Source organism: Nostoc sp. (assembly GCF_036917675.1).
Lineage (GTDB): Bacteria > Cyanobacteriota > Cyanobacteriia > Cyanobacteriales > Nostocaceae > Nostoc.
The window spans coordinates 25,969-39,015 of the sequence record NZ_JBALCT010000069.1; the positions used below are offsets into that span (position 1 = coordinate 25,969).

The 13,047-nt window shown below is 40.6% G+C and carries 9 protein-coding genes and 1 pseudogene; 7 read left to right on the forward strand and 3 right to left on the reverse strand.

All coding sequences use genetic code 11. The annotated features are described in order from the left end of the window. Positions 1-58: 58 nt before the first annotated feature. Positions 59-1,225: a hypothetical protein gene (locus V7K31_RS26830; RefSeq protein ID WP_335098467.1), complete on the reverse strand. Its 1,167-nt coding sequence runs from the start codon at positions 1,223-1,225 to the stop codon at positions 59-61. Positions 1,226-1,863: 638 nt separating this feature from the next. Here V7K31_RS26830 and V7K31_RS26835 point away from each other — a divergent pair. Together V7K31_RS26835 and nifH are read left to right on the forward strand one after the other, a co-directional pair. After that, entirely contained in the window at positions 1,864-3,483 is a 1,620-nt protein-coding gene (locus tag V7K31_RS26835) for an ArnT family glycosyltransferase (protein WP_335098470.1), read from the forward strand. Positions 3,484-4,871: 1,388 nt separating this feature from the next. Then, positions 4,872-5,762, forward strand: a complete 891-nt coding sequence (gene nifH / locus V7K31_RS26840; protein WP_335098473.1) for a nitrogenase iron protein — start codon at positions 4,872-4,874, stop codon at positions 5,760-5,762. A gap of 196 nt (positions 5,763-5,958) precedes the next feature. Here nifH and cas6 read toward each other — a convergent pair whose 3' ends face one another. Next, positions 5,959-6,822 carry a CRISPR-associated endoribonuclease Cas6 gene (cas6, locus tag V7K31_RS26845; protein ID WP_335098475.1) on the reverse strand — a complete coding sequence of 288 codons (864 nt, stop codon included), beginning with the start codon at positions 6,820-6,822 and terminating at the stop codon, positions 5,959-5,961. Next, the gene (locus V7K31_RS26850) at positions 6,812-7,432 is read right to left on the reverse strand and encodes a 2OG-Fe(II) oxygenase (protein WP_335098477.1); all 621 of its coding nucleotides are present in this window, start codon (positions 7,430-7,432) and stop codon (positions 6,812-6,814) included. The genes cas6 and V7K31_RS26850 overlap by 11 nt, the downstream gene beginning before the upstream one ends. Positions 7,433-7,630: 198 nt before the next feature. On the opposite strand from V7K31_RS26850, the pseudogene V7K31_RS31995 reads away from it, so the two are divergent. From V7K31_RS31995 to V7K31_RS26870, 5 genes and pseudogenes are all read left to right on the forward strand, one after another. Continuing rightward, a pseudogene (locus V7K31_RS31995) lies at positions 7,631-7,843 on the forward strand (WD40 repeat domain-containing protein); the annotation flags it as partial. Positions 7,844-8,032: 189 nt separating this feature from the next. Further along, the gene (locus V7K31_RS26855) at positions 8,033-9,217 is read left to right on the forward strand and encodes an NAD(P)H-quinone oxidoreductase subunit H (RefSeq protein WP_335098478.1); all 1,185 of its coding nucleotides are present in this window, start codon (positions 8,033-8,035) and stop codon (positions 9,215-9,217) included. A gap of 314 nt (positions 9,218-9,531) precedes the next feature. Then, complete coding sequence (locus tag V7K31_RS26860) at positions 9,532-10,728, forward strand: phospholipase D-like domain-containing protein (RefSeq protein WP_335098480.1); 1,197 nt, start codon at positions 9,532-9,534, stop codon at positions 10,726-10,728. Positions 10,729-10,732: 4 nt separating this feature from the next. Further along, positions 10,733-11,785, forward strand: coding sequence for a helicase C-terminal domain-containing protein (locus V7K31_RS26865; RefSeq protein ID WP_335098483.1), 1,053 nt, complete (start codon positions 10,733-10,735; stop codon positions 11,783-11,785). Positions 11,786-12,172: 387 nt separating this feature from the next. After that, positions 12,173-12,733, forward strand: a complete 561-nt coding sequence (locus V7K31_RS26870) for a Uma2 family endonuclease (RefSeq protein WP_335098485.1) — start codon at positions 12,173-12,175, stop codon at positions 12,731-12,733. Positions 12,734-13,047 lie beyond the last annotated feature (314 nt).

Below are 13,047 nucleotides of genomic sequence, written 5' to 3' on the forward strand. Positions count from 1 at the left end.
AATGAGCAATGTTCCTTATAACAGATGTGATTCAATAAATGAAAACTGCTGTAAAACGCTACTTCTGAGAGGGTTGATCCTTAGTATACGCAACAGGTTTTGGCCCGGAATTCCGCACATTGATAATTTTATTGAGGATATCAAACCAAAAAGGCGCACCCATAGCAATAGCTAAACCACTGACTATCCAACCGCAAATTAATCTAAAAACCTGCCAAATTCTGATGAATACAATGCTTCCACTATTCGGCTCAAACTGTTGATTAATGTTTTGCCATCCAATAGGTACAGAAGCATTTCCTAAAACTTTCTCTATTTCACTTCTGGCTTCTGGATCTTTAATGAAATCGGTTCGTTGACTTGCACTTTGAGTAATGGCAGAGCGGATAACCGAATCCTGCGACAATCTATTAATGAGGTGAAATGTATCAGTATTAGTTAATATGGCAATTGATATTCCAATGATAATAGCAACTCCTTTGGCATTGCGCTTATAAACACCACTGGCTCGATCCATAGAGCGATCAAACCATGTTTCTACTTCATTTTTAAACTGATTTATTTCTTCTGTGAGGTCGCCAATCTTTATCCTACTCCGTTGAGCAAGAACACCAAGACTCTTGATTAAATTGTCAGGTACTTCATCAGGTAATTCCTTATTAACAAAATCTATAAATTTCTGGTCAATATCTCCATAAATTGCTTTAATTTTTTTATAACTTGCACTCGTCGAAGGATCATTTATACCTGTTTTAAGTTCTTTGTAAGATGCTAAGATCATGTGCAAATTTGTTTGAACTTCATCACTAGGATGTTTCACATAATTAATTAGCTGGGGAATTTTTAAGTAATCTAATAAAGTAATTGCAAATGTTTCAGAAGGAAGATAGGAAGGGGCGCTTTGTTTGTCTCCTAGTGCTTTTTTGTTACTGCTTTTAGTATTTCCCCGAAACTGCTTTTCTACTTGCTCCTTTGCTTGGTGATTCAACGTATTAATCAAAGGATCGTTATAAAGTTTCTGTACTAAATTTCTTGCCTTAGTAATATCTGATTCTTCAGTTTCGCTACCACCTCCTACAAGTAATTCAATTGAATTTTTTAAATGTTTAGCTCTCCATTGTAAAAATGTGGCAATCAACTCCTGAATTTCAGAAGCTAGCAGGCTCAAAATTAAGTAAATAAAAACTAAGCCAACAGTAATATCCACAATTACAGGTAAATTCATTGACAGGCTCCTATAATTTTAATAGCTGCTTATTTTTGTAAAAAAGGCTTTGACAAAATCATACAATACAGATGTCTAAGTTAAATAATCGCTTAATTAAATTTAAAATACTAAAATTGGCTCATATGGCTTAAAATCTTTTATTTAGCCCTGATTGAGAGGAATGCAAGCTATTGCCTCAGAATTTATTCCCAGAGGGGATGGGAACGAAGCGGAATATTTAAAAGATATTGGTTATTACTATGCAAAAAAATTACAAATAATTCCTTGAAGTGTTCAGATCCCATTGAAACTATGTAGCAATTATTTCCTAATTTTCGGAATTTAGCTAGCTTACAACTAAGTAGATAAAAATTAACCTAAGCGTGACATTAAAATAAAATACAAGTTCATTTACGGACTAATTAGCAGGTAATAAATAATTTATTAGGTGTATTATTTTTATCATTTATCGGCTTAAATGTTCTTGAAATAACTAAGATAAATTTTTCAAAAAATAGCGCCAATTAGAGAAAGTTGAGTTAATCTTGGAAACTAGCAATTGTTAAGAATATACGTTGCTACTGGGTGGCAACATTGGAGATTCGCTAGATATCTCTATGTAATCAAACCAGCAAGTAAAATGATTACCAGAGAATATGCAAGAAGGAAGCTTTATTTGGAGTCATCTAGAAAAACAGCATCGCACGGTTGGCAAATGGATTGATTGGGTATGGCTAATAGTGTTGCTGTTGGCAGCAGTGCTACTATTTAGCATCAATCTAGGAGGATTGCCCCTGCGAGATTGGGATGAAGGGACTGTGGCACAGGTTGCTCATGAAATTTGGCACGCCCCAGCAGGTTCAATGCGTTGGCTTTACCCAACGCTAGGAGGCGAACCATATTATGACAAGCCGCCTTTAATGCATTTGCTAATTGCTTGGGCTTATTCTCTAGGAGGCGAAAATGAGTTGACAACGCGCCTGCCTGGAGCAATTTTAACAGCGACATCCGTACCTTTACTGTATTGCATTGCTAGAGAGATATTTCGCCAGCGTTGGGCAGCGATTTATAGCGCCTTGATTTACCTAACAATGCTACCTGTGGTGCGTCATGGGCGGTTAGCAATGTTAGATGGGGCAATGGTAAGTTTTTTGATGGTGATGATGTTGTGCGTGTTGCGATCGCGCCGAGATTTACGTTATTGTCTTGGTGTTGGCGTTAGTTTTGGGTTGATTTGCCTAACTCAAGGACTGCTAGGTGTATTATTAGGTGCGATCGCAATCATATTTCTATTTTGGGATACGCCACGATTGCTCACCTGTTACTATCTGTGGATAGCAATCTTAATTGGCATTCTCCCCGTAGCTGGTTGGTATGTTGCCCAACTAATTCACTATGGTTACACCTTCGCTCAAATTGGCCTTGCAAACTCATCACTAGGCCGAATTAGCTCTATTGTAGACGGGAATTCTCAACCACCTTGGTACTATGTGATTGAACTTCTCAAGTACACATGGCCGTGGCTATTATTCTTACCGCAAACTGTCCGCTTAACCTGGGAAAATCGCAACCTTAGCTGGGCAAAACTAGTACTGGCGTGGAGTGGTGTTTACCTGCTGGTAATTTCCTTCATGATTACGAAAGTTCCCTGGTATCTATTCCCGATTTACCCTAGTTTAGCCTTAGCTTTTGGTATCCAGTTATCAGAGACGGAAAATTCGCCTTTACTCTCATCTTATCCCCGTGCTTGGGTGGCTGGTTTGGCGATACTTGCAGTAGTCGCTTCTGCTGGTAGTATTTATTTCAGTTGGGGTACAACACCGGAAACGGACTTACAACTGATTTTTGCAGCAGTAGCTTTAACTATGACCTTAGCAGCTATTTTGGCAGAACGAGGCGATGGGCAATTTCTGAAGATTTTGTTTTGGGGAAGTTATATTTCGCTACTGCTGTTAATGAAATCTAACTACTGGGTTTGGGAATTATCGGAAGCCTATCCAGTTAAACCAGTCGCCGCCATGATTGTGCGGGCAAATCCAGCCACAAGGAAGATTTACACATCTTTTCCCTATCATCGTCCCTCGTTGGATTATTATAGCGATCGCACGATCATTCCCGCTTCTGTTGGTGAACTGCAATATTATTGGCACTACAACGGCCAACCCTACTTTCTACTTCATGCATCTGCTTTCAACAATCTTCAACTAGAGTCGATGAAGCTAGTTGACCAAGCTGAAGGCTGGAAGTTAGTTACAAAAGATACTAATCGATTGTAGCGGTTAGAAACCGCATACCAGTTGCTCGTTTTACCTCGTTCCCAGTCTCCGACTGGGAATGCCTATTTTGAGGCGGAGCCTCAAGACTTGCGCCAGCAGCCCAATAAATAAAGAGCATTTGGAGCCTCTAACTAGAAAGGAGGTTTTAAAAAATTTTTTAGTGCAAAAATCAGAAATTATCTTTTCGTTATAAAACATTAGTTTTAAATACTTTGATGAAATACCCAAAAGTATCTAACTGCACAGATTGACTATGAGCAATAATTTGACTAACTGGTAACCTGGGAGCGCGTAACTTATGACTATTAAATATTCTAAGGATAATCTTCTAGCGAGTAGATAAATAATTGGATATTCGGCAAATAAATTAGCAAGATGTATGTTATGGTTTTTATAGGAATCAAAAAACTAAAAACACAAAAAGACTTCAAGACAAGTTTGAGGCAAGCTCAAGAAAGTTTTTTTGCTCTGGTAAGTCCACTTCAATTAGCTACATCTGTTTGTCACGAAAATCTAAAACTAGATTGAGTAAGATAGTAGCCTCCGTAACAACTTGAAGTCAATCAAAATTTATCTGGGTATCAACCAATAAGAGTTAGCTAACCTAGCAAGAGCATTACCCGCTAAAGCAATTACTCTTGGAGTCTGGGAAGAAAGACTCTTAGTACAGCCTGACAAATCCATAGAAATACAGAATATTTACTAACTTAGTATAAGCGGGAGCAAATATTTTCAACCGCGAACTAAGTTGAAGCAGTTGCTGACTTTTGGAAGGAAAACTCTCAGCAGAATGGTGTCGTTCCAAAATTTTCAGGAATTTAACCATACTGTTAAAAGTCACCAAGATACTAGTCTAAGCCAAAATGTTTGGGGTTGCCTGTGCAGACATTATATATAGTATTGCACCTGTAGCTACCACTTTTGGGCTGGAATTTATCCGGCTGCATCAATCACAAAACGAGAAGCGCTATAGAAGTTCTTGACGAATTGACATCTACAAAATCAGAGAAGTTGTAGCGACATTTAGAGTGGATTGCAATTTGGTTGGTTGTGTGGTTCAGAGAACAAATCTGCGTTCATTTGAATTGCTGCTGCAACCACTCTTGAGGCTTGAGCAACCATTTGGAATTCTGTTACAAAAACTTACAATACTGAAGTCAAAGTTTTCAAGGCTTCGTTATTAGGAAATAGAGATTTATCTATCCCTTAAGCAATCGTTTTGTGGGTAAATATATTCTGATTTTGACTGTTTTTACTAGGGTGCGATGTCTAGCGACAAGTTGCTATATATCTACGCAAACAGGCTGTACTTCCCAACAGCATCAAGAGTGAAGATTTCACATCAAGCTTCAGATTCATTAACTAAATCATTGTAGGAAAACACAACCATGACTGACCCAAAGATTAGACAAATAGCTTTCTATGGTAAAGGCGGTATTGGTAAATCTACCACTTCTCAAAACACCCTAGCAGCAATGGCTGAAATAGGTAAGCGCATTCTTATTGTCGGTTGCGACCCCAAAGCTGACTCTACCCGTTTGATGCTACATAGCAAAGCTCAAACAACCGTTCTTCACCTCGCTGCTGAACGTGGCGCAGTAGAAGATATAGAACTTCATGAAGTGATGCTCAAGGGTTTCCGTGACGTTCTTTGCGTCGAATCTGGTGGTCCAGAACCCGGTGTAGGTTGTGCAGGTCGTGGTATTATCACCGCCATCAACTTCTTAGAAGAAAACGGTGCTTACCAAGACCTAGACTTCGTATCTTACGACGTATTAGGTGACGTTGTGTGCGGTGGTTTCGCAATGCCTATCCGTGAAGGCAAGGCACAAGAAATCTACATCGTGACATCAGGTGAAATGATGGCGATGTATGCTGCTAACAACATTGCTCGTGGTGTTCTCAAGTATGCTCACACTGGTGGCGTGCGTTTGGGTGGTTTGATTTGTAACAGCCGTAACACAGACCGGGAAATCGACCTAATCGAAACCCTGGCAAAACGCTTGAACACTCAAATGATTCACTACGTACCCCGTGACAACATCGTTCAACACGCAGAATTGCGCCGGATGACTGTTAACGAGTATGCACCTGACAGCAACCAAGCTAATGAATATCGGACATTAGCTACCAAAATTATCGACAACAAGAACCTCACTATCCCCACACCTATCGAGATGGAAGAGTTAGAAGAGTTGTTGATTGAATTCGGTATCCTTGAAAGCGACGAAAATACTGCAATGCTGGTTGGCAAAACTGCTACTGAAGCATCAGTATAAAGTATTACTAAATAGATAATAGTCTGGGGTGGGCTGCTTGCTCACCCTTTCCCCAATTTAACGCCGTGTGCAACTTTCTTTCAAACCAATTTTGATAAATTCTAATCCAAAATTTCCAGCGTATTGACTCAATGCCGCAATGGAAATATATTCGATGTTATTCATAACTTAGGTGGTTTTTAAATTATTATTTAAATTAGTGAGAATACAGCCGCCGTGTCATCCCCATGCCCATAGTTGTTTTTCTCCCGACGCCGCTATATAAAGCAAAGTCAGCTAAAGCGTTAATTTGCTTAATTTGTATCGGTTCAATTGCTCCTAAAATCTTGTAGTTAACTTCGCCAATAATGCCAATAAATTTGCTACGGGAGTCAGCTAATATTTCTGTGTGAATGTTGACAAAAGAAGAGAAGATTGACTCGATCGCAATCTGAGTAAATTCTATGCAACTGTACTTATTCCACCGCGAAAGTAGGGAATTCAAAACAGATTCTCTGGTAGGAAGGGTATTGTCATACTGTCCTTGACGGAAGGCGGTAGGGGTGGAGAAGGTAAGGTTAATAGAGCAATTGCGTAGCTTGCCGCCGTAGGCATCGCTAGCTTCTTCGTATAATTGAATATAAGTACTGGCATTTGCCCAAGGTTGAATAGATTGAGGTGTGCCTTCAATGCTGGTAATATACAAGTCAGCAGGGCCAAGATGCCAAGGGCGATTGGGATTAAGATTTAGCCAGAGTTGGGTAAGTTTGCCAAATAAAGTATCATCTAATAAAGAGATGCGCCACCAACAAGGTGTATTGGCAAGAATGGGTTGTTGATGTGAATATTGCAATTTAGATTCCCCTCTATTTCCCTTAAAAAGGGGAGAGTTTGTGTTAATAATTTGTAAGGGAGAAAGAGTGAAAGCTTTATCAGCAGTGGAATCATGCAAGCGATCGCCCAATGTGGGATCTACAGAACTAACGAGGGTTAAAAATAGGGCATGGAGATGTCTACCTGTGAGAAACTGTGGTGAAACTGGCGATTGAGGTAGCAAATTTAACACTAAACTATGAGGCATACTTTCTCTTTTTGGTTGTAGACTGAGAGCTTCTTGACTCCACGGTAAACTCTGGAATTTCCTGGAGTTCAGCATCACTCAAACTATACTGTTCACAAACTAAACTTAGGCGATTTCCTGGGGTTTTCACACCGTTAACCGAATGGGTTAAATCACCTTGAAAATAAAGTAAAGTATTGATTTGGGGCTTAATTTGCCCAAGTTGGCGTTTGTGCGATCGCAATACCAGTTCTCCCCCTTCCATATCTGCTGGGACTCGCACATAAAGCACACTGACAACCGCAGGCGGTTCAATGGTTTTGGAGTAGGAACGTAAGGAGCGATCAATATGCGGATCGACACGGGAGCCTTCCTTTAGCTGTAAAGGATTGAGGTAAAAAGCATTACAATTTGCCTGGAGAGCCAAATCGAGGTAAGGCTTGAAGTACGGAAACTGCTGTTCTACTTTTGCTAATCCAGAACGTTGAAATACTACGGAGAATCCTTTAGTAGCGACAAAATCGCGGTTGAGGTTGTTGATAGCAAAGTAAGGACAAGCTTGGATTTCTCCCCACAAGTTGTTTAGGTAATCGTTGTGGAAGGCGTTGGTTTGTTGTTGATAGTGTTTCACGATGGATGTGGCGAGCGTACAGAACTAACAGGGGTTAAAGATTGTAGCGTAATTTGTGACTGGCGAAAAGTTAAAGACTGTGGAGCATAGATACTAAGCAACGTGGATTAAATAAAATGCAAAACTTCATCCTGTCTCCAGCTTCCCTCTCCAATATATCGGAGAGGGATTGAGGGTGAGGTAAGCCAGGGTTAATATGATAATGCAGTTCTAGCTACTTGCAGTGATGATCAAACAGTGAGATTGTGGGATATACATACAGGGGAATGTCTTAGTATTCTGCAAGCAGATAACAGTTCTGTCAATTCTGTATTATTTAGCCACTACAGGATTTTAAGCGCAAAAAGAGATTACATGAAAAAAAACCTGTGTCTCAATCCCTTGCATATCAAGCTTCCCTATAATAATTGAAGAGGTGCAACAAAATGAAACATCAATTACAACTCCTTTGCTGCTATCCTCTCTCCAACATAACCCTGTAGAGTCAAAATTATATAGATTGCCCCTACAAACCTCATTTTGGCAAACAAGATAAATTGGGTCTAGTTGGCATCTGCGCGGTAGAATTCAAAATTTTCACGAACGGAGAACACGAAATCTATGACCAGACTAGAAACCCGCACTGAACCAATGCTGCTAAATATGGGGCCACAACACCCCTCAATGCACGGGGTTCTGCGGCTAATTGTCACCCTGGATGGCGAGGATGTGGTTGACTGTGAACCGGTTATCGGCTACTTGCACCGGGGAATGGAAAAAATTGCTGAGAACCGCACTAATGTTATGTACGTCCCTTACGTCAGTCGGTGGGACTACGCTGCGGGAATGTTCAACGAAGCCGTCACTGTCAACGCCCCAGAAAAGCTTGCAGGTGTAGCTATCCCCAAACGCGCTAGCTACATCCGCGTCATCATGCTGGAGTTGAACCGCATCGCTAACCACTTGCTATGGTTTGGCCCCTTCCTCGCTGACGTGGGCGCTCAAACTCCCTTTTTCTACCAGTTCCGAGAACGGGAGATGATTTATGATTTGTGGGAAGCCGCTACAGGTTATCGGATGGTGAATCACAACTACTTCCGCGTTGGTGGGGTAGCAGTCGATTTGCCCTATGGTTGGGTAGATAAGTGTCTGGAATTCTGCGACTACTTCATACCCAAAGTTGATGAGTATGAACGCTTAGTAACCGATAACCCCATTTTTCGGCGACGTATTGAGGGTATTGGTACTATCACCCGTGAAGAAGCAATTAACTGGGGACTTTCTGGTCCGATGTTACGTGCATCTGGCGTGCAATGGGATTTGCGGAAAGTTGACCATTACGAATGCTATGACGATTTCGACTGGGATGTGCAGTGGGAAACAGCCGGTGATTGCTTTGCCCGTTACGTGGTGCGGATGCGGGAAATGCGCGAATCTGTGAAGATTCTTCGCCAAGCAATTAAAGGACTTCCTGGCGGCCCTTACGAAAATCTGGAAGCTAAACGTTTAGCCGCAGGGAAAAAATCAGAGTGGGACGCATTTGATTATCAATATATTGGCAAAAAAGTTTCCCCTACCTTCAAGATTCCCAAAGGTGAAATCTACTCTCGTGTAGAAAGTGGCAAAGGTGAATTGGGAATTTATTTGGTTGGCGATGATAATGTCTTCCCCTTACGGTGGAAAATTCGCGCCGCGGACTTCAACAACCTTCAAATTGTCCCACATTTACTGCGCGGAATGAAGGTTGCAGATGTTGTGGTGATTCTCGGCAGTGTTGACATAATCATGGGGTCTGTGGATAGGTAGATAATATCTATCTAAGTACTTTTTAGAGCAGTTGTATTACAGTGCAACTGCTCTATTTTTTTATCAAGTGAAGAGGGAACAGGGAACAGGGAACAAAATTCTTAAAGGTTTAAAACCTCACCCCCAACCCCTCTCCTTACTAAGGAGAGGGGAGATAAAGCTTATTCTTTATCGGGGTGAGGTACATCATAGCCCCCTCCTCGCTTGCGGGGAGGGGGTTGGGGGTGGGGTTCTTGTACCTTACAAAGGGCGATAAACGCTATAACATAGGTACGAAATATTTATAAATCCTCTCTTTTTAAGAGTTTTAAATAATGCCCCGGATTTTTGACAACATTAACTTAGAACTGTTACAGATTTTACGAGAAACTCTCAAAGTCTCTTATCGGGCAGATTTTTGCGTTGGCTACTTTAACCTCAGAGGTTGGCGAAAAATTGATGATTTAATTGAACAGTATCTTGGTAGTGAAAAGGCTTGTTGCCGTTTGCTAATTGGGATGCAAAGCTTACCCAGTGATGAAGTTCATGCAGCATTTACCCTTGGTAGTGGTGATAGAGGGATTGATAATAGTGCTATCGTGCGGTTGAAAAAACGCATGGCTTCGGAATTTCGCCAGCAGTTGGCTATTGGTGCCCCCACTAATCAGGATGAAGCGGGGTTGCGGCAGTTAAGTCATCAGCTAAAAACTCAGAAACTAATTATTAAACTGTTTCTGGGACATCCCCTGCACGCTAAGTTATATCTTGTGCATCGTAATGATCCCAACACTCCAACTGTGGGATTTTTGGGTAGTAGTAATTTAACTCTTCCCGGATTGGCGAAACAAGGGGAGTTAAATGTTGATATTTTAGATCATGATGCTTGCAATAAACTGCAAAAGTGGTTTAGCGATCGCTGGCAAGATTACGGTTGTGTAGATATATCTCAAGAATTGGCAGAGATTATTGATCGGAGTTGGGCTAGGGAGGAGGTAATCTCACCTTACTACATCTACCTAAAGATAGCTTACCATTTATCCCATGAAGCGATCGCCGGACTTTCAGAATTTCGTATACCCCGCGAATTTAACAATTTATTTGACTTCCAAAAAGCTGCCGTGCAGCTAGCAGCGCGTCATGTAACTAGGCGTGGTGGCGTATTAGTGGGCGATGTGGTTGGTTTGGGTAAAACTTTAGTTGGAACCGCCCTTGCGAAGATATTACAAGAAGATTGTTATTTAGAAACATTGATTCTTTGCCCGAAAAATTTAGTCCCAATGTGGCAAGAATATGTAAATAATTATCGGCTACTTGCCGAAGTTATGTCAATTAGTCAAGTACAATATAAGTTACCAAAACTTCCCCGTTACCGAGTTGTATTAATTGATGAAAGTCACAACTTACGTAACCGCGAAGGTAAACGTTATCGAGCGATTACAGAATATATTGCTGCTAACGAAAGCAAATGTATTTTATTATCTGCTACTCCTTACAATAAAAGTTATCTTGACCGTAATTACGGGAAGATTTAGCCCTGTGAGTAATGGAAAACGGCAGCAAATTTCATCATCAGATGAGTTGCGGATTTTAATAGCTACTGATGTTTTAAGTGAAGGTCATAATTTGCAAGACTGTGCAATTATCGTCAATTGGGATTTACCTTGGGCAATTATTCGCTTAATTCAACGTGCAGGACGGGTAGACCGCATTGGACAAAATGCTGACCAAATTCTTTGTTATTCTTTTTTACCAGCCGAGGGAGTAGAACGGATTATTAATTTGCGGGGACGACTCCGCAAACGACTACAAGAAAATGCGGAAGTGGTGGGAACTGATGAAGCTTTTTTTGAAGATGATGATGCACGAGTAATTCTCGACCTGTACAATGAGAAATCTGGAGTTTTAGATGGTGAAGAAGATACAGAAGTTGATTTGACATCAGAAGCATTTCAAATCTGGAAAAAAGCCACTGATGGCAATCCAAGTTTGAAAAAAACAATTGAAGAAATGCAAAATGTGGTTTATTCTACCCGCGCCCATACTCCGCAACCTCTGCAACCAGAGGGCGTATTGCTTTATATGAAAACCACTGAGGGAAATGATTCTTTGATTTATGTTGACCGCGATGGAAATAGCGTTACTCAATCACAATTAGCGGTGCTGCGGGTGGCGGCGTGTGAAGAATCTACCCCAGCGATAGCCAGAGACGAACAGCATCATGAGTTAGTGAAAAAGGGTGGTGAATTGATTGCTGAAGAAGAGAAAAATGCGGGCGGTCAATTGGGACGACCATCAGGTGCAAGGTTTCGCACTTATGAACGACTCAAGGGTTATGTTCAAGATATGAAGGGAACAGAATTTGTTAGTGATGAACTTTTAAAAGCAATTGACGAAATTTACCGTTATCCTTTACGACAGTCAGCTATTGATACTTTTAATCGTCAACTGAGAAGCGGTATTAATAATCAGCAGTTGGCTGAGTTAGTGGTGTCGCTACGGATAGATGACCGTTTGTGTATTGTGACTGAAGAAATGGATAAGCGAGAACCTCAGATTATTTGTTCTTTGGGATTATTTGAGGGTTCGTAAATTAAAGTTTGTAGAATTGTAGGTTGGGTTGAACGAAGTGAAACCCAACCTACCACGCTAAATGTTGGGTAACGCATTGCCTCAACCCAACCTACAAATATTCTTAACTCACATCTTGCACCTAGCCCTGGCGATTAGAAATCGCGGCTATACAAACGTACTCCTTCGGAGAACCCGAACGCGAACAGCGTCTCCGTCAGGAGAAGGGTAGGCCACCTCCGTGGACTAAGAGAAAATCAAAAGTTTTTAACCCAGGTCGGTGGGTTTTGCTTGTGTAGACGCGGTTTCTAACCGCCCTTTTAAGGTTAAGTTGACACCAATGAGCAATGCTGTGCCCTTATCGCGTAGCTTTCAAGATATAATCTAATTATTTTAGGAGTAATTTTTATGGTTATATTATCATCTAATCTTTCTTTGACAGAGTTTCTGCAATTACCAGAAACTAAACCAGCTAGTGAATATATTGATAAAAAAAACCACCAAAAACCAATGCCGCAGGGAAAACATAGCAGAATCCAAACTCGTTTATCAACGGAGATTAATCAGGTAAGTGAATCTGAGCAAAAAGCTTTAGCATTAACTGAATTACGCTGCACATTTGGAGGACGTTCTTTAGTTCCAGATATTGCTGTCTTTGAGTGGTCACGGCTTGTTGTTGATGAATCTGGAGAAATTGCCAACAAGTTTGAACTTTATCCAGATTGGATTATTGAAATTCTCTCACCTGACCAATCTCCTAACCATGTGATTGATAAAATTATTTTCTGTATTAATCATGGTACAAAATTAGGTTGGTTTATTGACTCTAATGATAAATCGGTGATGGTATTTCAACCTCATAAGTTGCCTGAAGTAAAATATAATCATGATAAATTGACTGTTCTTAATGTATTAGTAGATTGGCAAATTACGCCAGCAGATATATTTAGTTGGTTAAGGGTGAAATAGAAATACAGCACATTTCATCTGAATGAGGTACACAAGGGCGGGCTTTCCTGCCCACCCCACAAGATTTATCATATTAAGATGTGTACTTAATTTGTATAGCTGCGATTTCTAATGGCCAGGGCTAGGTGCAAGATATAAGGTTAGGTCTATATTGAAATCAACACAGAAGCGCTGTATTTTTGTTCTTCAACCCAATCTACGCTTTACGTAAAACACTGAAATAAGAAAGCAAACTGGGGTTTGAATAAGTAAAAGCTCATTTTGCTTGCGGAATACACCAAAATGAGTAAGTCATAAGCCATTTAAAGTAAATC